The sequence below is a fragment of the Rhodoferax sp. GW822-FHT02A01 genome (genome assembly GCF_038784515.1).
Lineage (GTDB): Bacteria > Pseudomonadota > Gammaproteobacteria > Burkholderiales > Burkholderiaceae_C > Allorhodoferax.
In genome coordinates this window covers 476,279-497,439 of record NZ_CP152376.1, presented here as the reverse complement: position 1 = coordinate 497,439, position 21,161 = coordinate 476,279, and the positions used below count along the sequence as shown (strand labels likewise).

Annotated in this window: 21 protein-coding genes; 7 read left to right on the top strand and 14 right to left on the bottom strand. The window is 59.6% G+C overall.

What is annotated here, in order from left to right:
• Positions 1-16: 16 nt before the first annotated feature.
• Genes AAGF34_RS02280 through flgB form a run of 3 tightly spaced genes read right to left on the bottom strand, consistent with a single transcriptional unit; the run spans position 17 to position 1,576 of the window.
• Positions 17-667, bottom strand: a complete 651-nt coding sequence (locus AAGF34_RS02280) for a flagellar hook capping FlgD N-terminal domain-containing protein (protein ID WP_342619015.1) — start codon at positions 665-667, stop codon at positions 17-19.
• A gap of 19 nt (positions 668-686) precedes the next feature.
• Positions 687-1,091, bottom strand: a complete 405-nt coding sequence (flgC, locus tag AAGF34_RS02275) for a flagellar basal body rod protein FlgC (protein ID WP_342619014.1) — start codon at positions 1,089-1,091, stop codon at positions 687-689.
• Positions 1,092-1,120: 29 nt separating this feature from the next.
• Positions 1,121-1,576: a flagellar basal body rod protein FlgB gene (flgB, locus tag AAGF34_RS02270; RefSeq protein ID WP_342619013.1), complete on the bottom strand. Its 456-nt coding sequence runs from the start codon at positions 1,574-1,576 to the stop codon at positions 1,121-1,123.
• A gap of 194 nt (positions 1,577-1,770) precedes the next feature.
• Here flgB and flgA point away from each other — a divergent pair, with 194 nt between their 5' ends.
• From flgA to AAGF34_RS02255, 3 genes are all read left to right on the top strand, one after another.
• Complete coding sequence (gene flgA, locus AAGF34_RS02265; RefSeq protein WP_342619012.1) at positions 1,771-2,520, top strand: flagellar basal body P-ring formation chaperone FlgA; 750 nt, start codon at positions 1,771-1,773, stop codon at positions 2,518-2,520.
• A gap of 94 nt (positions 2,521-2,614) precedes the next feature.
• Complete coding sequence (gene flgM, locus AAGF34_RS02260; RefSeq protein WP_342619011.1) at positions 2,615-2,929, top strand: flagellar biosynthesis anti-sigma factor FlgM; 315 nt, start codon at positions 2,615-2,617, stop codon at positions 2,927-2,929.
• 54 nt (positions 2,930-2,983) lie between these two features.
• Positions 2,984-3,364, top strand: coding sequence for a hypothetical protein (locus AAGF34_RS02255; protein WP_342619010.1), 381 nt, complete (start codon positions 2,984-2,986; stop codon positions 3,362-3,364).
• Between the two features lie 25 nt (positions 3,365-3,389).
• Here the strand turns inward: AAGF34_RS02255 and AAGF34_RS02250 are convergent, their stop codons facing one another.
• The 11 genes from AAGF34_RS02250 to flhD form a co-directional block, all read right to left on the bottom strand.
• Positions 3,390-4,106 (bottom strand): RNA polymerase sigma factor FliA, encoded by a 717-nt coding sequence (locus AAGF34_RS02250; protein WP_342619009.1) that lies wholly within the window; start codon positions 4,104-4,106, stop codon positions 3,390-3,392.
• The gene (locus AAGF34_RS02245; RefSeq protein ID WP_342619008.1) at positions 4,106-4,894 is read right to left on the bottom strand and encodes a hypothetical protein; all 789 of its coding nucleotides are present in this window, start codon (positions 4,892-4,894) and stop codon (positions 4,106-4,108) included. Before AAGF34_RS02245 ends, AAGF34_RS02250 begins: the two co-directional genes overlap by 1 nt.
• Positions 4,887-6,362, bottom strand: coding sequence for a flagellar biosynthesis protein FlhF (gene flhF / locus AAGF34_RS02240; RefSeq protein WP_342619007.1), 1,476 nt, complete (start codon positions 6,360-6,362; stop codon positions 4,887-4,889). The genes AAGF34_RS02245 and flhF overlap by 8 nt, the downstream gene beginning before the upstream one ends.
• Positions 6,359-8,437: a flagellar biosynthesis protein FlhA gene (flhA, locus tag AAGF34_RS02235; RefSeq protein WP_342619006.1), complete on the bottom strand. Its 2,079-nt coding sequence runs from the start codon at positions 8,435-8,437 to the stop codon at positions 6,359-6,361. The genes flhF and flhA overlap by 4 nt, the downstream gene beginning before the upstream one ends.
• A complete protein-coding gene (locus AAGF34_RS02230; protein WP_342619005.1) occupies positions 8,434-9,588 on the bottom strand; it encodes an EscU/YscU/HrcU family type III secretion system export apparatus switch protein in 1,155 nt (384 codons plus the stop codon). Before AAGF34_RS02230 ends, flhA begins: the two co-directional genes overlap by 4 nt.
• A gap of 92 nt (positions 9,589-9,680) precedes the next feature.
• Complete coding sequence (locus AAGF34_RS02225; RefSeq protein ID WP_342619004.1) at positions 9,681-10,325, bottom strand: protein phosphatase CheZ; 645 nt, start codon at positions 10,323-10,325, stop codon at positions 9,681-9,683.
• 2 nt (positions 10,326-10,327) lie between these two features.
• Positions 10,328-10,717: a chemotaxis response regulator CheY gene (cheY, locus tag AAGF34_RS02220; RefSeq protein ID WP_342619003.1), complete on the bottom strand. Its 390-nt coding sequence runs from the start codon at positions 10,715-10,717 to the stop codon at positions 10,328-10,330.
• A gap of 61 nt (positions 10,718-10,778) precedes the next feature.
• On the bottom strand, positions 10,779-11,717 hold the full coding sequence (motB, locus tag AAGF34_RS02215; RefSeq protein ID WP_342619002.1) for a flagellar motor protein MotB: 939 nt from the start codon (positions 11,715-11,717) through the stop codon (positions 10,779-10,781).
• Positions 11,718-11,735: 18 nt separating this feature from the next.
• Positions 11,736-12,593 (bottom strand): flagellar motor stator protein MotA, encoded by an 858-nt coding sequence (gene motA, locus AAGF34_RS02210; RefSeq protein WP_342619001.1) that lies wholly within the window; start codon positions 12,591-12,593, stop codon positions 11,736-11,738.
• Between the two features lie 100 nt (positions 12,594-12,693).
• Positions 12,694-13,230 carry a flagellar transcriptional regulator FlhC gene (gene flhC, locus AAGF34_RS02205; protein ID WP_342619000.1) on the bottom strand — a complete coding sequence of 179 codons (537 nt, stop codon included), beginning with the start codon at positions 13,228-13,230 and terminating at the stop codon, positions 12,694-12,696.
• A 23-nt stretch (positions 13,231-13,253) separates the two neighbouring features.
• Positions 13,254-13,580 (bottom strand): flagellar transcriptional regulator FlhD, encoded by a 327-nt coding sequence (gene flhD / locus AAGF34_RS02200; RefSeq protein ID WP_342618999.1) that lies wholly within the window; start codon positions 13,578-13,580, stop codon positions 13,254-13,256.
• Positions 13,581-13,913: 333 nt separating this feature from the next.
• Between flhD and AAGF34_RS02195 the strand changes: the two genes are divergently transcribed.
• The 4 genes from AAGF34_RS02195 (at position 13,914) to AAGF34_RS02180 (ending at position 21,120) form a co-directional block, all read left to right on the top strand.
• The gene (locus AAGF34_RS02195) at positions 13,914-14,759 is read left to right on the top strand and encodes a flagellin (RefSeq protein ID WP_342618998.1); all 846 of its coding nucleotides are present in this window, start codon (positions 13,914-13,916) and stop codon (positions 14,757-14,759) included.
• Positions 14,760-14,901: 142 nt separating this feature from the next.
• Positions 14,902-16,350 (top strand): flagellar filament capping protein FliD, encoded by a 1,449-nt coding sequence (gene fliD, locus AAGF34_RS02190; RefSeq protein WP_342618997.1) that lies wholly within the window; start codon positions 14,902-14,904, stop codon positions 16,348-16,350.
• A 162-nt stretch (positions 16,351-16,512) separates the two neighbouring features.
• On the top strand, positions 16,513-17,358 hold the full coding sequence (locus tag AAGF34_RS02185; protein WP_342618996.1) for a flagellin: 846 nt from the start codon (positions 16,513-16,515) through the stop codon (positions 17,356-17,358).
• Positions 17,359-17,550: 192 nt separating this feature from the next.
• The gene (locus tag AAGF34_RS02180) at positions 17,551-21,120 is read left to right on the top strand and encodes a glycosyltransferase (protein WP_342618995.1); all 3,570 of its coding nucleotides are present in this window, start codon (positions 17,551-17,553) and stop codon (positions 21,118-21,120) included.
• The last annotated feature ends 41 nt before the right edge of the window (positions 21,121-21,161 follow it).

The window sequence follows — 21,161 nt, the reverse complement described above, 5'->3', positions numbered from 1 at the left end:
GATCCTCGTGGTGGATTTAGAGAATGGATACGATGGTGTCGTACTTGATGCTGGTGCCGCTCTTGAGGTTGAGCGTCATGGCACCAGTGGAATCGGTTCCGACCGAAGCAATGGTGTCGCGCACCAGCGGTGTCCCTGTCACGGCGGTGGTGCCCTGCTTGGCGATGATCTTGAAGCTGGGGTTGTCGGTACCCTTGTACTTGGACGCATCCCACTGGAAGTTGTGGTTGCCGGCCTTCATGGCGCCCAGGTTGATCTGGTCGATCACCGAACCGCTGGAAGAGAGCACCTGCACCTGCACGCTGGAGGCGTCGGCATCCAGGCTGAGTGCCGCAGTGCCCACGCCGCTGTTGACACTGATGGTGGAGCCGTCGGCCACCACCTGGTGACCGATCATGGCCGCACCCTGCATGACCTGCATGGAGGTGTATTGCGAGGCCATCGACTTGATGGTGTCGTTGAGCTGCTGGATGCCCGAGACGGTGTTGATCTGCGCGATCTGCGTCGTCATCTGGGCGTTGTCCATGGGGTTCATGGGGTCCTGGTTGTTGAGCTGCGCCACCAGCAGCTTCAGGAAACGGTCCTGCTGATCTTGCGCCGAGGTGGAGTTCAACGACGAGGCTGTGTTGCTGGTTGAGGAGGTGGAGGAGCTGACTGAGGCGACCATGGAAGGATTCCTTTACGTCTTATTGACCCATTTGCAGGGTTTTGAGCAGCAAGGTCTTGGCGGTGTTCATCACCTCGACGTTGTTCTGGTAGGAACGCGAAGCAGAGATCATGTTGACCATCTCTTCCACCGGGTTCACGTTGGACTGGGTCACATAGCCATCCGCATCGGCAGAGGGGTGTGACGGGTTGTGCACGCGTTTGAGCGGCTCCTGGCTCTCCTGGATGCCGCTGACCTTGACGCCGGCGGAAGCCTGCGAGTCCATGGGCACGGTTTCGAAGATGACCTGGCGCGCCTTGTAGCCTTTTCCATCGGGTCCGGCCACGGCATCGGCATTGGCCAAATTGCTGGCCACCACGTTGAGGCGCTGCGCCTGTGAACTGATGGCGCTGCCCGAGACGTTGAAAATGGAAAACATGGACATGGTGCTGCTCCTTGTGGGTGGTCAGAGAGCTACTGGCCCTGGATGGCGCTCAAGATTGTCTTGGACGAGCCGTTAATGAAGCGAAGGGTGGCTTCATAGCGGACCGAGTTGTCGACGAAGTTGGCGCGCTCCTGGTCCAGGTCCACGCTGTTGCCGTCCATGGAGGGTTGGCTCTGAACCGTATAGGCCAGGGAATTGGTGCCGTCACCCAGGCTGCCCAGTGTGCTTTGCAGCGGAATGTGGGCGCTGTGGGAAGTGCCGTCACTGCTGGCGGCGGTTTCATTGCTGCGGGACAGTTGCAGCCGGCCACCGGCCTGGGTTTCGCCCAGGGCGGCATTCATGGCCTCCTTGAAATTGACGTCGCGCCCGACGTAGCCGGGCGTGTCGGCGTTGGCAATGTTGCTGGCAATGACGCGCTGACGCTCGGCCCGAAGCACCAGTGCTTTGGCCTGAAAGTCCAGTCCGTTGGTCAAATTGGCAAACATTGCTTTCCTCGCATAAGGGGACACGCACTCCAGGAAGGGCCTGGGGCTGGTGTCGTGAGGCAATTATGGGAAAAACTTTAATTTTTTAGCCGTGGAATAGGGTGGCTTTTGGCCCGCAATTGCGTTCTTTGCGGCGCGGGTCTGCTGCCTATAGTTGCCGTCAACGTTGCCCATGGTGGGCACAGGAGCAGGGTATGCGCACACTGATACAGATACGGCCACAGCACATGCGCTGGTTGCTGCTTCGCGGGCTGCTGGTAGCGGCTGCTGTATTGCTGCTGGGCAAGATCGCACACGCTCAAAGCCAGGAGCCCGACTATGCCGCAATGGCACTGAAATGGGCGCGCAGCAACGTCAATGCCTCGCTGCCGGAATCTGCAACGCCGCTGCGCGTGGATATGACGGTGGGCGCGCTGGACAGCCGCTTGCGTCTGGCGCCCTGCGGTAATGTGGAGGCTTACCTGCCACCCGGCTCGCGTCTGTGGGGGCATACCCGGGTTGGCGTGCGTTGCGTGGATGGCGTCTCGCGCTGGAATGTGAGCGTTCCGCTGACCGTCAAGGTATTTGGCAATGCCTGGGTGGTGCGGGGCCAGGTGATGGCTGGTGCCGCGCTGGCGCAAAGCGATCTGGTACAGACTGAAGTGGACTGGGCCGAAGACAGCAGCCCGGTGCTGATCGATGCGGCCCTTTGGCTGGGGCAGACCGCCACCCGCCAATTGATGACCGGACAGGTGCTGCGCCAGGGCATGGTGCGGCCGACCCAGGTGTTCCAGGCCGGCACACAGGTCCGGGTCGTGGCCGAAGGGGCGGGTTTCCAGATTTCCAGTGACGCGCAGGCGCTCTCGGCCGGTGTGGTCGGTCAAACCGCCCGGGTGCGCATGGACAACGGACGGGTCACCAGTGGCACGGTACTGGATGCACGCACAGTAAAAATTGAGCTCTAAATGAAAAACCGGCTGCAATTAGTCCTAAAGTCCGTTAGATTCGAGCCGATAACCTTCGTACGAGGCTACGCGCATCGTAGTTTTGGAGCACACCATGAGAGTTACTGGCCAACCCCTATCCGACGTTTCCGGGCAAAAGCCCCAGCAGACCAATGCGCCCAAGGCAGACCAGAATGCGGCTCAAACTGCAACCAAGTCAGCCTCCAACGCCGGCGTGGCCGTGGTGATCGGTGGAGCCGCACGCTCCCTGAGCAAGGACTCGGTCAATCAACATTCGGAAATCGACAATGCCAAAGTGCAGGCCGTAAAGGCGTCCATCAAGGACGGCACCTTTGTAGTCAACCCGGAAGCCATCGCCGACAAGCTGCTTTCCAATTCGCAGGACCTGCTCAATACCACGCTGAAATAAAGCGCGTCCCGGGTTTTCAGGTCTGCGCAACCCTCTCTGTGCAAAGGACCTGAAATGCAAGACCCCGTCAAAGCCCAACTCGACCTGGTAGAACAACAGTTCAACCAGGTCGCTGCGTTTCTGGCAAATGGAGATGCGCTCCAGTTGCAGACCGCCAGCCAGTCGCTCCAGTCCTTGGGTCTGGAACTGGCCAAGTTGCTGCAAACCTCTTCCCAGTACAGTCCGGCGGCCAAGGCCGTGTTGCGTAGACGCGTCCAGTCACTGGCTGCAGGAATGCAGATATTGCGGGACAACCTGTCTCGCCGGGCCGCCTACACCGACCAGGCCTTGGCCGTGGTGGTGCCGGTCGCGGAAAAGTCGACCTACTCGGCCGGCAGTTCCGTCTATGGATCGGTGGCGCGCCAGACCGGCGCATTCAAGGTGCTGGCGGCCTGAACGGGCCGCGCCGTCTGCCGGATCTTCAGTGCGAGCGCATCTTGGCGCGCAGTCTGGCAATCGACTGGCTGTGCAACTGGCAGACGCGCGATTCGGTCACTTCCAGTACAGCGGCAATTTCCTTGAGGTTCATGTCCTGCTCGTAGTACATGCTCATGATGTACTGCTCGCGCTGGGGTAGCAGCTTGATGGCGGCCACCAGTGCCTCGCGCAGCTTCTGGTCGCGCAGCATATTGAGCGGGTCGGATTCGGTATCTGCCACATGGCGGTCCAGATAGGTGTCGTCGTCTTCATTGCGCCCGGTCATGTCTTCCAGGTAGACCAGCTGGGTGCCGCGCACTTTGCCCAGCAAAGTCTGGTAATCGGACAGACTCATGCCCAGTTCGGCGGCAATTTCCGACTCCATGGGAGAGCGTCCGACCTTGTGCTCGACCTTGCGGATAGCGATTTCGATGTCCTTCTGGCTCTTGCGGGATCCACGCGACATCCAGTCGTTCTCGCGTAGCTCGTCGAGCATGGCGCCGCGTATGCGCTGGGTCGCAAAGGTCTCGAACTGCACGCCCTGAGCGGCTTCGTAGCGTGTGAGTGCATCCGCCAGGCCGATCATCCCCACCTGGATCAGGTCATCCACCTCCACGCTGGGGGGCAATTTGGCCATCATGTGGTGCGCCAGCCGACGTACCAGTGGCTGGTACTGCTTGATCAGCGCGTTGCGGTCCAGTTGACCTTTGGCCGTGTACATCAATGGCTCCTGCCCAATTCCCTATATCCTGACGAATCAAATCCTGCATTACCCGAGCCCTGGCTCCTGAGCGGTAACGCATTCTCCAACAAACGGGTCGCCAGTCGCCGCATATCCATGTCCAGCAGCGATTCTTTTTGCGTCGGGTCAATGCGCAGCGCCTGGACTTCGTAGTTCAGAAAGTTCCTGGCACATTCGCTCAGCGCCTTGGCAACGCCCAGGTCACCGCGACCATCCGTGTCCTTGTCCATCATATTCAATATTGTGGGCTCGATCCGACCGTTGCGCAAAAGCCGTTTGAGGGCCAGATAGGTGGTCATGAGCGATCCCTTTTCAGAGGACACGCTGAGCAGCGGTCGCGCATCGGTGTGGCCGAGCAGCTTGACCAGCACATCCACGCCCGCATAGAGCACCACGACCCCGTTGGTCTGGAAAGTCTGGGCCAGGCGCAGCAGGCTGTGCGTGGGCCGCATGCCCAGGGCGCACAGGGTTTGCAACCCCAGTGCAGCCGGGAGCACATTCCACTCAGGGGCATCGCTTTCCACGACACCATGGCCAAACTGGAAGTCCAGCAGTTGCTGCAGACCCGGGTTTTGTTCCGTTTCGGCCACTGTGCCGTCCAGCACAGTCACTCCGTAGCCAAGCTGGGTGAGTGCGTTGCCCAGTTGCCAGAGCAGGGGTTGCTCATGGCGCAGGTCTCCATGGCTGACCATGGCCAGCAGCTGCGGAGATTGCGTGGCGCCCAGGCCCATCAGTCCAATCGCCTGATTGAGCGGGACATCATGCATTGAACATGTTCCGGGCTGCAGGGTTCGATGTGGAGTGGCTGAAGATGAAGCCCAGATCCGAGATCTTGGGGTCATACACCGAGTTGCCGGCCGAACGCATGGAAGCGCGCACCAGCTTGTTGGCGTTGGCAGCTTCCCAGTCTTCCGGAACGCGCTGGCCGGTCGTGATGCCACGCAGCACCAATTGGTGGCGGATGGCGGCGTCCAGGGCCGGGCCCAGTTTGACCGCCTCGTCTGTCTTGGAGAGGATGACCTGCTGGTTGGCGGTCGTCTTGAAGTTGGCAACCGTGTCTTCGAGCGTGTCGCCGTGGCCACCCGCATTGAGCACCAGCAGGCGCTTGACGCCCGGGATCTCCAGCAGGTCCATCATTTCGCGCTTGCGCGGATCGCGCGGTGCCAGGCCGGTGGTGTCGATCAGGACCATTTTCTTGTTGGCCAGCAAGCCCAGCAGGTCCTGCAGCGCGGCGCGGTCATGGGCCAGGTGGGCCACGATGCCCAGCATCTTGCCGTAGGCGCGCAGTTGTTCCTGTGCACCGACGCGGTAGGAGTCCAGCGTGATCAGCCCCACGCTGTTGGGACCATGGGTGCGTGCGCACAGGCCGGCCAGCTTGGCCGTGGTGGTGGTCTTGCCGACGCCGGTGGCGCCCACCAGGGCGAATACACCGCCTTCCTGGTGCAAGGGCACACCCTTGGAATCGGTATGCAGATTGCGCTCCAGCACATCCATCACCCATTGCATGGACTGCATGGCGTCGGCCGCTGCCGGCAGGCGTTCAAGGATGGTGCGCGACAGCGTGGGCGAGTAGCCGGCGCGGATCAGCTTGAGCATCAGGTTGGCCTGGATCGGGTTCTGGCGCGCCTGGCCCAGCCAGTTGAGCGTGTTGAAGCGGTCTTCAATCAGCTCCTTCATGGCATTGAGTTCGCGGCTGATGCTGGGCGACATGGCCTGTCCGGCAAGGCTGTCCGTTTCGGGGCGCACCGGGGGGCTGGCCTTGATCACCACGGGCCGAGGCTCTGCAAAGGCCTGTGGTGCTGCAGACTGCTGCATCGGCTCCATGGTCGGGCGCGGTTCCGGTGTACGCGGTGCGGGTGCTTCGTCGCGCGGAATGCGAATGAGTTTGCTGCTTTCCTCGGTGGCTTCCTGGCGGCGACGCGCCATGCGTTCGCGCACATAGTCCTGGAAGGAGAGGGTGCTCATGGCCAACTGGTTGGCATCGTCTTCCACCAGGGATGCGGTGTCGCGGGAGCTGGATTCAGCCGAGCGACGTTGTGGTTCGCCATTGCCACCCTTGCCAAAGCCGGAGGTGCCTTGGTCCAGGCTGTTCAGGCTGTCTTCGCCGGTGGCCACGACCTCCACGCCGTTTTCAACTGGGCGGTTGGAAAGAATCAGAGTGCCTTCGCCAAATGCCATGCGGGCCTTGGCCAGCGCTTCGCGGGAAGTCGCAGCGGTAAAGCGTTGGATGTTCATGTTGCACCTCTCAGGATGGGGCCAATGCGGATGGTGTGGGTTTCAGGGATTTCGCTGTGGGCAAGCACCTGCAGGCGTGGCGCCACGCGGCGCAGCAGGCGCGCAATGGAGCTGCGGATCTGGTCGGGCACCAGCAGGCAGGCGGGTACACCGATCTCTTCCTGCTTCATGGCGGTCTCTGCGGCGGTGCGCGACAGCATGTCGGCCACGCCCGGGTCCAGTGCCGGTCCGGCGGAATTGCCCAGGGCCTGCACCAGCAGGCGCTCCAGACCGGGGTCGATGGCAATCACGTTGAGCTCGCGGGTCGGGCCGTAAATCTGCTGGACGATGGCAGGCGACAGTGCCACCCGAACGCGCTTGGCCAGCTCGACCGGATCAGTGGTGCTCGTGGCGTGTTCGGCAATCGATTCGATGATGGTGCGGATGTCGCGGATGTGCACAGCTTCGTCCAGCAACAGCTGCAGGACTTTCTGGAAGACAGCGATGGAAACCATTTTGGGGACAACTTCCTCGATCAGTTTGGGGGCCAGTTTGGCGACGTGTTCCACAAGTTGTTGGGTCTCGGTGCGGCTGAGCAGCTTGGAGGCTTGAACCTGCATCAAGTGTGACAAATGGGTGGCCATCACGGTCTCGGAATCAACCACGGTAAAACCGGCCATTTGCGCCGCTTCCTTTTGCTTGTCGTCGATCCAGTGCGCGGGCAGTCCAAACGCAGGGTCGGTGGTGGCCGTGCCGATCAGCGGCGTGGTAATGCCGCCCGGGTTGATGGCCAGGAACATGTTGGGGAATGCCTCGCCCTCACCGACGATGACGCCGCGCAATGTGATGCGGTAGGCGCTGGGTTTGAGTTCCAGGTTGTCACGCACGTGCACCGGCGGCGGCAGGAAGCCAACCTCCTGCGCAAACTTGCGCCGCACACCCTTGATGCGGTTGAGCAGGTCGCCCTGGCGGGTCTTGTCCACCAAGGCGATCAGGCGGTAACCCAGTTCGAGCCCCAGCTGGTCCACCGGCTGCAGGTCATCCCAGGATGCCTCGCCGTCGGACGGAGGCGTGGGCGCCACGACTTCGGTTTCCGTGACCACAGGCCGGTTGGCCAGCACCCATGCACCGTAGAACAGCACTGCCGCAATGGTCAGAAACACGAAGTGCGGCATGCCGGGGATGATGCCCAGCACAAACATGATGGTGGCGGTAATGGCCAGCACCCGCGGCGAGACGAACATCTGGCCAATGATCTGCTTGCCGATGTCGTCTTCCTTGCCCACGCGGGACACCACCATGGCAGCGGCCACCGAAATCAGCAGGCCGGGAATCTGCGCAACCAGCGCATCACCGACAGCCAGCAGGATGTAGGTGTTGGCAGCTTCCGAGGGGCTCAGATCATGCTGCAGCACACCCACGGTGAGACCGCCAAAGATATTGATCAGCAGGATCAGGATGCCGGCCACGGCATCGCCACGCACGAACTTGGAGGCACCGTCCATGGAACCGAAGAAGTCCGCTTCCTCGCCAATCTCCAGGCGGCGGCGTTTGGCTTCCTTCTCGTCAATCAGACCGGCGTTCAGGTCGGCATCCACCGCCATCTGCTTGCCGGGCATGGCATCCAGGGTGAAGCGTGCCGACACTTCGGCAATACGTTCCGAACCCTTGGTCACCACCACGAAGTTGATCACCACCAGGATGGCAAACACGATCAGACCGACGGCGAAGTTGCCACCGATCAGAAAGTGACCGAAGGCTTCAATCACCGCGCCTGCGGCGCCAGCACCGGTGTGGCCTTCGAGCAGCACCACCCGGGTGGAGGCCACGTTCAGCGACAAGCGCATCAGCGTGGTGAGCAGCAGCACACTGGGGAACGCCGCAAAGTCCAACGGACGCACCATGTAGGCGGCAACCATCATCACCATCAGGGCTACGGCGATGTTGATGGTGAAGAACGCATCCAGCAGCAGGGGCGGCAGCGGCAGCACCATCATGGCCAGGATGGCCACTACCAGCAGGGGGGCGGCCGCGCCCTGAATGACGCCGGCGTTATTGCCGTACCACTGCTGCAGGTTTTTCAGTTGGGCGTTCATGCGTTAACCGCTTTCAAGGTTTTGGACAGCGGATCGAGCTCCGGCGGGACAAAAGGTTGCGGCACTTCTTCAGGCATGGGGCCCATGCCCTTCATGGCCGCGCGCAGGCGGTAGACGTAGGCCAGGACCTGGGCAACCGCCGTGTACAGCGTGGAGGGAATGTCCTGGTCGAGCTCGGCGTGGGCATACAGTGCACGTGCCAGCATGGGGGACTGCAACACGGGAATGGCGTGGTTCTTGGCAATGTCACGGATCTTCAGCGCCAGCAGATCGGTGCCCTTGGAGATGACTTGGGGCGCCACCATGGTCTTGTCGTCGTACTTGATGGCCACGGCAAAGTGGGTGGGGTTCATCACCACGAAATCGGCCTTGGGAACCTTGGTGACGCTGGCACGTTGCGATAGTTCGCGCTGCTTTTGCCGGATCTTCTGTTTGACCTGGGGGTTGCCGTCGCTTTCCTTGCCTTCCTGCTTGACTTCCTGGTGCGACATCTTCATCTCGCCCTTGTGCAGAAAGCTCTGCAGGGGAACGTCGACCATGGCCGCCAGCAGGATCACCAGCAGCATCAGACCCAATCCGCCCATGAGCCACTGCACCAGGTGCATGACGGCCGAGCTGGACGGCTGCAACACCAGGGAGGCCATGGGCACCAGCCCGTTCCTGAGAAAAATGGTGGCGATGGTGAACAGGATGCTGGTGATCAGCACCATCTTGGCCGTGGTGATCAGCTTCTTCTTGCTCACCAGGTTGCCAAAGCCCGACAGGGGGTTGAGGCGGCTGAAGTCCGGCATCAGCGGCGTGAGGCTGGCAACCCAGCCGCCGGACGCAATGGCCGACAGCACCGAAGCCGTCATCACGATGCAGGCGAACAGGGCACAGACGCCCAGGCACAGCATCATGGCTTCATCCAGGCGGGAAAACGCGATTGCAGGGGTCTTGATGGTGAGTGCGTCGAAGGTGAGCTGACGCCCCATCTCCTGGCGAAGCAGGTCGAACAGGCGGGGTGAGAGCGACACAATGGCCAGAGAACCCGCTCCCAATACTGCAAGGTGGGACAGATCTTCGGAACGGCTGACCTGGCCGTCTTCCCGCGCTTTCTTAAGCTTGCGTTCCGATGCGGGTAAGTTGCGGTCTTGGCTTCCGGAATCCATGGTGAGAACTTGAGTGGTTCACACCATTGTCGCGAGGGGGTCGCGAAACTAAAGCCTGAAAAGCAGGGTAAAACCTGCTTTGTTTGGGGAGGTTAGAAGCCCAGGCTGGCCAGCAGGTCGTCCACTTGCGACTGGTCGGTTACCACATCCGGGTTGCCCTTGCCATCCACCACCGGACCGTCCAGCGCTGGCACATAAGGTTCGTGAACGGCGGGAGCCTTGACCACGGCGTCAGGCGGAGCCGTCTGGATCAGCAGCTGCACCAGTTGCTCTTCAATGGTGGCGGCCAGATTCACAACCTTGGCAATGACCTGGCCGGTGAGGTCGTGGAAATCCTGCGCCATCATGATTTCAGTCAGGTGCTGGTCCACCTTGCGACTGGCCTTGTCCACGTCTTCGATGAAGTTCATCACATGGCCCTTGGCCACGGCGGCCACCGGATCCTTGACGATGAGTTGGCCGATGCGGTGCGTCTCGGACGCAATGAAGTCGTGCTGTTCCTTGGCCTGATCGACGTGGTTCAGAACTTTTTCGGCCGCTTCGCCGGTGAGGCGGGCAATGTACGACAGGCGGCTCTTGGCGTCAGGCAGCTCTCCCGCCCAGGTTTGCACCTTGGCGGTCAGACCCAAGCCGTTGAGGGAGTCATGCAGTTGGCGGGTGAGTGCACCCAGTTGCTGGTGGACTTCCGCCGCTGAGGCAAGTGGCGAGCTTGCGGGGTGGGTGTCGTGCTCGGCCATGGTTACTTCAGACCCATTTTGGTCAGGATGTGGTTGACCTTGTCTTCCAGTGTGGCCTTGGTGAAGGGCTTGACAATGTAGCCGGCAGCGCCTTGCTGCGCTGCCATGACGATGTCTTCCTTGCGGGCTTCGGCGGTCACCATCAGCACGGGGAGATGCTTGAGCTTGTCGTCCTTCTTGATTTCGCCTAGCAGCTGAAACCCGTTCATATTGGGCATGTTGATGTCGCTGACCACGAAGTCGAAGCTGCTGTTGCGCAGCTTTTGCAGGGCGATCAGTCCGTCTTCTGCTTCGTCGGCATCGGCATAACCACTTTCTTTGAGCAGGTTGCGCACGATGCGGCGCATGGTTGAGAAGTCATCGACGATTAAAAAACGCAATTCTTTGGACATGACAAGCTCTTTCGCGGGCGAATTTTCTGTTATCTATGAGTATGACCGAAATTCCAGGCCATTACGGCGCCGATTTTGCCGCAGGCGCAGCTGGCGCGGCGTCCTCTGCGCTTTCGGGGGGAGTCAACGGGGTTCCCAGCAGACGCTCTTCTGCTTCCTTGGTCATAACCAGCAAGGTAATGCGCCGGTTGCTGGGGGCGTCAGGGTTTTGAGGGTCCAGTGGCAGGCTCGAACCCATGCCTACTACGCGGGCAAGTTTTTCTTCCGGCATGCCGGCAGCCATGAGTTCGCGGCGCGTGGCGTTTGCGCGGTCGGCAGAGAGCTCCCAGTTGCTATAGCCGCGTGCCGCGTTGCCGTAGGACTGGCGGTCTGTATGGCCATCCAGGCTGATCTTGTTTTCCACGTCCATCAGGGCCACGCCAATTTCCCTGAGCAGGTCGCGCATATAGGGTTTGACGGTGGCGCTGCCACTGTCGAACATGGGGCGCTTCTGGTCATCCACGATCTGGATCTGCAGTCCGTCCGGGGTGATCTGCAGCTTGATCTGGGAACTGAACTCGGCGAGCTTGCGGTTGTTGGAAATGGCCGCAGCAATCTTGGCGCTCAGCACCGAGAGACGGCGCGAGTCGGCCTTGGCCTCCGATTGGCGGAACTGTTCGGTGGCGACGCGGCGCGAGCGCTTCTCTTCGCTCTCGGACTTGGCGGTTTGTCCGGCGGTCTGGGTGATGTCGTTGCCGCCGCCGTTGATGACGCTGTTGCTGGAGCCGGCCCCGCTGCCGCCCGCCATGGCAACCTTGACTGGCGACTGGAAGTAATCCGAAATGCCTTTTTTGTCACCGTCGGTGGTGCTGCCCAGCAGCCACATGAGCAGGAAGAAGGCCATCATCGCGGTCACAAAGTCGGCATAGGCAATCTTCCAGGCGCCCCCGTGCGCCACGTGGCCGCCTTTCTTGACCCGCTTGATGATGATCGGCTGTAGTTTCTTGGCGTCCCCTGCCATGGTCAGACTCCCACGGCCTTACTTCTTCTTCACGAAGGCTTCAAGTTCAGAGAACGTCGGGCGCTCGGTGGAATACAGCACCTTGCGTCCGAACTCGATGGCTGTCGACGGGTTGTAGCCCTGCATGCTGGCCAGCAGGGTGGTCTTGATGCACTGCAGTTCCTTGCCGGCTTCTTCGACTTTCTGCTCCAGCAGACCGCCCAGGGGTTCGGCAAACGCGTAGGCCAGCAAAATGCCCAAAAAGGTTCCCACCAGCGCTGAGCCGATCATGCCGCCCAAAACGGCAGGCGGCTGGCCCACCGAGCCCATGGTGTTGACCACACCCAGAACGGCGGCCACGATCCCGAAGGCGGGCAAACCGCCGGCGATGCGCTGGATGGCGGCGACGGCGGCGTGTTCTTCGTGGTGGTGGGTTTCGATTTCGCTGTCCATCAGGGACTCGATTTCGTGGGCGTTGAGGTTGCCCGAGACCATCATGCGCAGGTAATCCGTGATGAATTCCACCACGTGGTGGTCATGCCCCACGGTGGGGTATTTCTTGAAAATCGCCGATTCGTGGGGGTTTTCGACGTCGTTTTCGATGGCCATCAGGCCCTCTTTGCGGGCCTTTTGCAGGATGTCAAACATCAAGGCCATCAAATCCATATAGCGCGCCTTGGTGTACTTGCTGCCCTTGAAGCAGGCACCCAAGCCCTTCATGGTGGCCTTGACCACCTTCATCTGGTTGTTGGCCAGAAAGGCGCCCAAGGTGGCGCCCCCGATGGTGATCAATTCAAAAGGCAGTGCGTGCAGCACCACGCTGATGTTTCCCCCGTGTGCAATGAACACACCAAACACGCAGCCGAGTACGACAAGCCATCCGACGATTACAAACATAGCGGCATTGTGACAGCAGGGCTTTGGGGCCCAATGGTTGAATAGAGTGGCTTTTCAGGGCCTCTACCCATCATATCGTCCCCTGGGGGCGGCACTTGAATCAGTGCAGCAAAATCCCGCCGGAACTTGCGCCCTTGCCTGCGCGAGCCGGTGGCGAGCACAGGCCGCACTCGAAGTGACGGCTGTTTTCGTAGGCCTCGCTCACAAAATGCCCGCCGCATTTGGAGCATTTGGTCATGGACAGCATGTTGTTGTCGATGAACTTCACCAAGCGCCAGGCGCGGGTGATGGACAGCAGCGGCTCCACCCCGCAGGCCGCTATCTGCTCGGTATAGAGTTTGTAGGCCTTCATGATGGCGTCGATATCTTCCAGAGCGGTCACCTTGGTCAGGTATTCGTAGGTGTTCTGGAACAGGGAAGCATGGATGTTGGGCTGCCAGGTCAGGAACCATTCGGTGGAAAAGGGCAGTTGCCCCTTGCTGGGAGAACGGCCGGCCACTTCCTTGTACAGGCGCAACAGGCGCTCATAGGACAGGTCGGTTTCACTTTCCAGCACCTGCAGGCGCGCACCCAGCTGGATCAGGGCAACAGCTCGTTCAACCTGCTTGGAATCGTTCAAAACGCTTTTGGTAGCCATGGGACTCTCCGAAAAATGGGGGATTACAGGGTTTCAGCGAAGCGACCGGCCATCAGGATGCTGGCGTGCAGGCGCGTCGTGGAATCGTTGTCCACCTTGTTTACGGAGTGGTTGGTCAGCAGGCTCCAGATCACTTCGTCATCCATGCGGAAGCGGCACAGCAGCATGTTGCTGGAGGCGATTTTCAGGATCTGGGCGGGGGAGAGGGTGCCAATCATGTCGGCGGACTCTTCTGACATGCCCAGGCGGAACAGGGCTTCGGCCTTGTCCTGACGGATCAGGTTCTGGGCCAGCATCAGATAGGTCAAATTGGCTTCCTGTATTTCAGAAAGGATTTGTTCGTTTGTCATAACAGGCTCCAGAAAGTGATTCATTCATTTGGGCGGTGAAAAGCATCTATTTGTTTGCCGTTCACCATGGCCTGAATTCTGGAAGCCGGGGGCAGGAACTTGAATCAGGGTTTGGATGTTTGGCCTGTCAGCCTTGCGGAAATGGCTTGTAAGGGAACTTCCTACAGGCTGCATGTGGACCGCGTAAAGCAACTATTTCGATCGGGAAGCCTAAAGTTCTTCCAGACCCTACCGATAAATCTTGCAACGAGCTTCAACCAGGGTTCGTTGTCAGGGCAGTCCAGGCTGATCTGGCTCCGGTCAATCCGGTTCAACTTTTTTAGGAGCTTTAGCATGAGTTACACGATCAATACCAACATCATTTCTTTGAATGCGCAAAGAAATGCCAGTCAGAACTCAGTGTCGCTGGCTACTTCCATGCAGCGCCTGTCTTCCGGCCTGCGTATCAACAGTGCCAAGGACGATGCGGCCGGTCTGGCGATTGCGACCCGTATGGACGCCCAGTACCGCGGCATCAACGTGGCCATCCGCAATGCCAATGACGGCATCTCGCTGGCGCAAACGGCTGAAGGCGGTTTGCAGACCCTGACCGATATGGTGCAGCGTATGCGTGAACTCACGGTGCAGGCTTCCAACGGCACCAATCAGACCGGTGACCTTTCCGCTCTGAACCAGGAGTACACACAGCTCGCAACGGAAATTGCGCGTACTGTCAGCTCCGTTCAGTTCAACGGCCAGTCGCTGCTCGACACCACTGCGCAATACGACTTCCAGGTGGGCGCAAACTCCGGTCAGACCATTTCCATCGCCGCCAGCTCCATGGCTGTGGCAACGGGCGACCTCTCCGGCGTGATGGCCAACTCTGGTGCGGCTTCCGCTCTGGTGACTTCTGCTGCTGCCGCCAACTCGGGCAACCTGTCTGCACTGGACGCTGCGCTGACCGCGATCAACAACGTTCGCGCCAACCTGGGTGCTGTGCAAAGCCGCTTTACCAATACGATCAACTTCCTGCAGAGCGCTGCGGAAAACCAGGCTGCTGCCAAGGGTCGTATCATGGACGCCGACTTCGCTGCAGAAACATCCAATCTGAGCCGTGCCCAGATCCTGCAACAAGCCGGTACGGCCATGATTGCGCAAGCCAACCAGTTGCCACAAGGTGTTCTGGCTCTGCTGCGTTAAGCAGTAATGCTCCACAAAAGCCTGGAATGTTTCCAGGCTTTTGTTTATGCTGGGTTTTTTCCGTGCATTTTTGGCTTTTCAAGAACTTTGAAGGCGTTACAAGTACAGCTTGTTATTGATGCATTGAAGTCAAGGAGCTCAAGTGGCCATATCCTCAACAGGTATTGGTAGTGGTTTGGATATCAACTCCATCGTCAGCCAGCTGGTTGCGGTGGAGCAGCAGCCTATCAAGCTGTTGCAAGCAAAGGTTTCCACCCTACAGACCAAGATGTCTGCTTTCGGACAAGTCAAGTCCGAACTGTCAGCGCTCCAGGATGCTGCCAGCGCGCTGATGTCATCGGCCACTTGGAATGGCATGAGCTTCTCCTCGGGCAATGCAAGTGCGCTGACCGGGACCGCAACCTCCACTGCGGTTCCGGGTTCTCATTCCGTGACGGTCAACAACTTGGTGACGGCCCAAACCCTGAAGTCCGCCGCAATCACTTCCGGATCGGCAATGGGCGCCAGTGGCACACTGACCTTCTACACGGGTTACTACAACACGGACAGCCCAAGCAAATTTGTCTCTTCCGGCGCGTCTGATACGGTCAGCGTATCCGCCACCGACACATTGGCTGACGTGGTCACCAATATCAACGCCAAGTCTTCGACGCTGGGAGTCACGGCCTCCATCGTCACGACTTCGGGCAAACAGCAGTTGGTGATCCGGGGCAATTCGACGGGGGCCAATGCGGCGTTCCAGGTGGATGCCTCTTCAGGGCTGGAGCAGTTGCGCTACATGCCTTCCAATATTGTGGACTCCAGTGGCACAGCCATTGCCAGTTCCGCGACCTCGGCGCAAGACATGACCTACGGGCAACTGGCTGCGGATGCGTCGGTCACGATTGACGGCATTACCGTCACCTCTTCGACCAACACGGTTTCGGATGCATTGTCTGGCGTGACGCTGAATCTGCTGACACCCACGACAACGCCCACGCAGATCACGATAGCCACGGACAAGGCGACCATGAAGGCCAAGATACAGGCCTTTCAGGATGCCTACAACACGCTGTATGCGGACCTGAAGACGCAGACTGCCTACGACTCAACGACCAAGACCGGCGGCCCTTTGCTGGGAGACAACACCGCCAACAGCGTGCAGAACATGCTCCGAACCCTGGTGGGTGCAGCGGGGCCGTCAAGCAGCACCCTAGGTCGCCTGAGTGATCTGGGGCTGGAAATTCAAAAGGATGGATCCCTCAAGACCAACGCCTCCAAGCTGGATGCCGCATTGCAGAATCCAACCAATGTGAAGAACTTTTTCAGTACCATCACCGGGACTGCAAACGGCAACGGCATAGCCAAGCGGGTCTACGACTTTGCCTTTGGCGCGCTGGGGGTTGGTGGCTCCGTGAGTGGGCACAGCACGGCGTTCCAGAAGTCCATTGACCAGAACAATGCGACCATTGACAAGTTCAATGATCACATCACCGCCTACCGCAAACAGCTGCTGGCCCAGTACACTGCACTGGACACCAACATGGCCAAACTCAACAGCCTGAGCACCTACGTGTCGCAGCAGGTCACCACCTGGAACAAGAGCGGCTAGACGCCCAGGAATCCTTCAAATAGACCGAATTAAGCCCCGTTTATCGGGGTTTAGTTTTTTTCGGGTCAGAGAACAATCATTCCAACACTCGGTTGAATTGGTTTCTCGCTTCAAACCGTGTGGGTTGATCCATCACGACTGAATTTTTGAAGGAGTAATCCCATGGCAATGACCATCAACACCAACATCATGTCGCTCAATGCGCAGCGCAACGCTTCCGCCAATCAAAGCAGTTTGGCCACTTCCATGCAACGGCTGTCATCCGGCTTGCGTGTCAACAGCGCAAAGGACGACGCAGCCGGTCTGGCGATTGCCGACCGCATGAACACCCAAGTGCGCGGAATGAATGTTGCGATCCGCAATGCCAATGACGGCATTTCGCTGGCACAGGTGGCTGAAGGTGGTTTGGCCGTAGTGACCGACATCCTGCAACGTATGCGTGAACTGGCCGTGCAGTCCATCAATTCGACCAACACGTCTGCCGACATTTCCGCCCTGAACCAGGAATACTCACAGCTGGCCTCGGAAATCGGTCGCAACATGAGTTCCGTCGAATTCAATGGCACAGCACTGTTCACCACGACTGCGGACTTCACGTTCCAGATCGGTGCCAATGTGGGCCAGATCGTTACCATTTCCGCGTCCGACCTGGGTGTTGCCACCGGCGATATTTCTGGCGTGGTTGCCAATAGCGGCACTGCCTCGGCCCTGGTCATTTCTGCGAACGCTGAAAACTCTGCCATGCTCACCGCCATCGACGCAGCGCTGGCTGCAGTGAACAGCTCACGGGCAACACTGGGCGCTATCCAAAGCCGATTCAGCCAGACCATCACCTATCTGCAAACCGCAGTGGAAAACCAGACAGCTGCGCGTGGTCGCATCATGGACGCCGACTTTGCGGCAGAAACTTCCAACTTGAGCCGCGCCCAGATCCTGCAACAAGCTGGCACCGCTATGATTGCCCAAGCCAACCAGATGCCGCAAAGCGTATTGCAGCTCCTGAAGTAGTCTGATACCCAGGCGTTGGCCGTATCGGCTGGCTACGCCAAATGATTGTGCGTTTTGGAAAGAGGTGCGATGGTGAGAATAGAAAGAAGGATCGACAGTGACGTTCTACCATGCAGTTCCAACTACCAACATGACGCGCAACCGTACTACATAGTATGTCCGCCATACCGGCAGCAATCGGCGGGAATCCGCTTGCTCCATGAGCTCTGCAGCATACTGAACCAGTTGGGTTACGAGGCCTATGTGGACTCGCCCGGCACGCTTGGAAAGCTCTGGACGCCTCGCCTGACCGAGACGACCAAGCTCGCGCATTACAGGGCGGGGAAGAAGCCCATTGTGGTGTATCCGGAGGTGGTCGCCGGCTCGCCCATGGGGCTCGGGCAGGTGGTGCGCTATGTGCTGAACTATCCCGGACTGTTGGGCGGTGACAAGGTCTACGCCAAGGAAGAGCTGGTCTATACCTACCAGCACTGCTACTACCCAGGCGTTGAGCGTCTGTATCTGCCCATCATCAATCTGCGCAACATTGTTGACGACAGGCTGGAGCAGGACCAGCGTACGCAGGTGGCCTACTACCACAACCGTTACACCAAGGCTGGTGGAAAGATGCGGGACTTCGGGCCTGATGCATTGGAAATTTCCTCCACATTTCCGGCAACCAACGTCGAAACATTGGCCATTCTGAAGAAGGCCAAGGTGCTCTATACCTACGAATCATCCGGCATTGTTCTGGAGGCTGCGCTGTGCGGCTGCCCGGTCGTGATGATTCCGAACGCCATATCCCTGGAAACCATGCCCCAGTCGATCAACGAGCTGGGGAAAGAGGGCATTGCGTGGGGAGAAGATCCCGAAGAAATTGAATATGCCATGCGCACGGTCACCGAAAGGTGGCCCAGGTTTCTCAAGGACCTCTCGCTGTGGCAGCAGGAGCTCCAAACCTTCATTCAGGGCACACAAAGTGCTGCAGAAAAGCTGACATTGGAGCAGGCTTGGCCTGCAGCAATTGTTGACACCTTACCCATTCCGGATCTTTCAGCGCAAGAGCTGGGTGGCCGTGCAGACCGGCGCAAATATGCGCGCCTGAATGCCCAGTACACGCGCTGGAAAGAGTTGTGCACGTTGCGCGAGATCGACGCCGACATCTACGCCGAGCACCTGGTTTCTGGCAAATTGCCCCAGCTATCGGTCGTCATCGACCATCGAAACACGCACATCAACGAACTGGCCGATACCCTGGACAGTCTGGCCGAGAGCCTGGGTGAGCCCGCAACACTCTTCATCGTGAGTGAACAGGCCGCACCCGCAGAACTGGAGGGCGTGGCCCATATCCACTGGCTCGAAACGCCTGGCGGTGACGCAACTTTCAATCTGGAAGGCGCAGGGCTGGGTACCGACTGGGCGCTGCTGGTCAAGTCCGGCACCAGGATTCTTCCGCAGGGCATTGTCGAATGGTCACTGGCTGCTGCTTCGCACGCCGGTGTGAACCTGATCTATGCGGATGACGATAGCTGGTCTGAGGAAAGCTCCGGCCAGTACCCCAATTTCAAACCCGATGCCAACGTGGAGCTGTTGCGCTGTACCAATTACCTGGGCAACGCAGTACTGGTGAACGTGCAGTCGTGGGCGAAGGCTTCCTGCCCCTTGTCGGGTGACGAGATCTACCGCCACGCACTGGACCTGTTGGCGCGCAAGGGACGTAGCGCGCTGGCCCATATAGACATCGTGCTCTCGCACATCGCGGGCGGCCTGGATCCCGAGAGCGAAAATCGTGAATTCCTGGCTGCGCGCCAAGTGCTGGTGGACGGGGGCATTGCCAAACGCATGCTACCCCACGATAAGTTGGGCACATGGCTGGTGGACTATGACGCCCGGCCGGACGCCCGCGTCAGCCTGGTGGTCCCCAGCGGATTGCAGACCGGTTACCTGCGCAGTCTGGTTGAATCCCTGCAGTCGTACCCGCAATCGCATCTGGCGGAAATCATCGTGGTGACCGCGCCCGACCAGGTGTCGGAAGTGGAATACGCGCTCAGCGACGTGATGCCGGCCATCCCCCTGGTCATAGTCCAGCTGCAGCAAGACAGCTATTGCCACTCCCGTGCGTTGAACACGGGCATAGAGCGCGCCAGCGGCGACTTCATCCTGGTCTGTGACGATGACACCGAGATCCTGCACAAGGACTGGTTGACGCCCCTGCTGGGTATTGCGCTGCAATCCGATGTGGGCTGTGTGGCGCCGCGCCTGATGGCCAATCGCGGTCCGGAAGCGCGTGTCGTCGGTGGTCCCATGGTGCTGGGCATCAACGGTTCTGCCGCTAGCTACAACGGGGAGGAAGGGCGCTTGGAAGAGTCCGGCATCTATTCCCGCTTGCAGCTTACACAGGACGTCAGCACGGTTTCGGGCCACTTTTTCCTGATGCGCCGCAGTGACTGGAAAAGTCTGGGCGGATTCAATGAGACGGAATTTGGCCTCTGGTACGCCGTACTGGATTACTGCCTACGCCTGTCGCAGGCGGGCAAGCGCCACGTCTGGACGCCGTTGAGCAATGTCCTGCACCACGGTGGCAAGACAGTGGGCAGCCTGGCCCGCGACGCACGCAGCAAATTCAGACTGGCGGACTCGGAGCTGCAGGAAAAGGATGCCCTGTTGCTCAAGTGGGCCAGCGTGCTTTCTTCGGACCCTTGCTACAACCGCCATTTGTCTCTGGTGGCTCCGTTTGATCTGGAGTCCATCGTGGTGATCGACTGGCATCCCAAACGCCACGACAGACCGCGGGTGCTGGCCGTTCCGCTGACCAGCGGCGCCGGGCAGTACCGCGTGATCGAACCACTGAACGCACTGCAGGATGCCAGCCTGGTGCAAACCTGTGTGGTCATTCCCCCCATGCGAGGAACGACGCGACCCTTGTTGCCGCTGGAGCTGGCAAGAGCCGCGCCCGACCGCCTGGTACTGCAGCATTCGGTGGACGATGGTCAACTGGGCCTGATCGACAAATACCGGCTGGTCATGCCCGATTTGAAAATCGTGCAGATGGTGGACGATCTGCTGGGCGATGTACCTGCCAAGCACCCGAACCGCAACTTCCAGACCCGCGAGGGACACCAGCGCATGATCCAGGCTCTCAAGAAGTCGGACATCCTGGTGGTGACCACCGAGCCCCTGAGAACCCACTACAAGAAGTACGTTGCCGACGTCCGGCTGGTGCCCAATACCCTGGACAAGCAGTGGCTGGGCCTGCGCACGATTCCCGAGCCGCGCGAGAAACTGCGCGTGGGCTGGGTCGGTGCCGGTCAGCACAAGGGTGACCTGGATCTGGTGGTAGACGTGGTGCGTGAGCTGGCCGATGAGGTCGATTGGGTGTTCATGGGCATGCAGACCGACGAGATAGCGCCGCACCTCAAGGAGTTCCATCGCTTCGTGCAGATTTCAGACTATCCCCGCAAGATGGCCAGCCTGAATCTGGACATTGCCATAGCGCCGCTGGAGTCCAACATTTTCAACGAGTGCAAGAGCAATCTGCGCCTGCTGGAGTACGGTGCCATGGGCTGGCCGGTGGTGTGTTCGGACGTCTATCCCTATCGCTCCTATGATGCCCCTGTGATCCGCTGCAGCGACAACAAGGACGAGTGGATAGGCGCCTTGCGCAGGCTGATTGCCGACCGGGAATTGCGTCTGGGCATGGGGCAGCAGCTGCATGACTGGGTGAATTCCGGGTTTTTGTTGAGTGGCGTGGTGCAAAAGTGGAAAAGTTGTTTGCTGGACTGACACGACGCTATAAAGTTCGTGCAGATTGAGCCGATAACTGA

What these genes read in the sequence shown, in the direction of transcription:
- motB (WP_342619002.1), bottom strand. Translation starts at nt 11,717, where the DNA reads ATGGCAGGGGACGCCAAGAAACTACAGCCGATCATCATCAAGCGGGTC.
- AAGF34_RS02225 (WP_342619004.1), bottom strand. Translation starts at nt 10,325, where the DNA reads ATGGCCGAGCACGACACCCACCCCGCAAGCTCGCCACTTGCCTCAGCG.
- AAGF34_RS02195 (WP_342618998.1), top strand. Translation starts at nt 13,914, where the DNA reads ATGAGTTACACGATCAATACCAACATCATTTCTTTGAATGCGCAAAGA.
- motA (WP_342619001.1), bottom strand. Translation starts at nt 12,593, where the DNA reads ATGTTTGTAATCGTCGGATGGCTTGTCGTACTCGGCTGCGTGTTTGGT.
- flgC (WP_342619014.1), bottom strand. Translation starts at nt 1,091, where the DNA reads ATGTCCATGTTTTCCATTTTCAACGTCTCGGGCAGCGCCATCAGTTCA.
- flhF (WP_342619007.1), bottom strand. Translation starts at nt 6,362, where the DNA reads ATGAACATCCAACGCTTTACCGCTGCGACTTCCCGCGAAGCGCTGGCC.
- flgB (WP_342619013.1), bottom strand. Translation starts at nt 1,576, where the DNA reads ATGTTTGCCAATTTGACCAACGGACTGGACTTTCAGGCCAAAGCACTG.
- AAGF34_RS02230 (WP_342619005.1), bottom strand. Translation starts at nt 9,588, where the DNA reads ATGGATTCCGGAAGCCAAGACCGCAACTTACCCGCATCGGAACGCAAG.
- AAGF34_RS02245 (WP_342619008.1), bottom strand. Translation starts at nt 4,894, where the DNA reads ATGCATGATGTCCCGCTCAATCAGGCGATTGGACTGATGGGCCTGGGC.
- AAGF34_RS02255 (WP_342619010.1), top strand. Translation starts at nt 2,984, where the DNA reads ATGCAAGACCCCGTCAAAGCCCAACTCGACCTGGTAGAACAACAGTTC.
- flhA (WP_342619006.1), bottom strand. Translation starts at nt 8,437, where the DNA reads ATGAACGCCCAACTGAAAAACCTGCAGCAGTGGTACGGCAATAACGCC.
- flhC (WP_342619000.1), bottom strand. Translation starts at nt 13,230, where the DNA reads ATGGCTACCAAAAGCGTTTTGAACGATTCCAAGCAGGTTGAACGAGCT.
- AAGF34_RS02185 (WP_342618996.1), top strand. Translation starts at nt 16,513, where the DNA reads ATGGCAATGACCATCAACACCAACATCATGTCGCTCAATGCGCAGCGC.
- flhD (WP_342618999.1), bottom strand. Translation starts at nt 13,580, where the DNA reads ATGACAAACGAACAAATCCTTTCTGAAATACAGGAAGCCAATTTGACC.
- AAGF34_RS02280 (WP_342619015.1), bottom strand. Translation starts at nt 667, where the DNA reads ATGGTCGCCTCAGTCAGCTCCTCCACCTCCTCAACCAGCAACACAGCC.
- flgA (WP_342619012.1), top strand. Translation starts at nt 1,771, where the DNA reads ATGCGCACACTGATACAGATACGGCCACAGCACATGCGCTGGTTGCTG.
- AAGF34_RS02250 (WP_342619009.1), bottom strand. Translation starts at nt 4,106, where the DNA reads ATGTACACGGCCAAAGGTCAACTGGACCGCAACGCGCTGATCAAGCAG.
- cheY (WP_342619003.1), bottom strand. Translation starts at nt 10,717, where the DNA reads ATGTCCAAAGAATTGCGTTTTTTAATCGTCGATGACTTCTCAACCATG.
- flgM (WP_342619011.1), top strand. Translation starts at nt 2,615, where the DNA reads ATGAGAGTTACTGGCCAACCCCTATCCGACGTTTCCGGGCAAAAGCCC.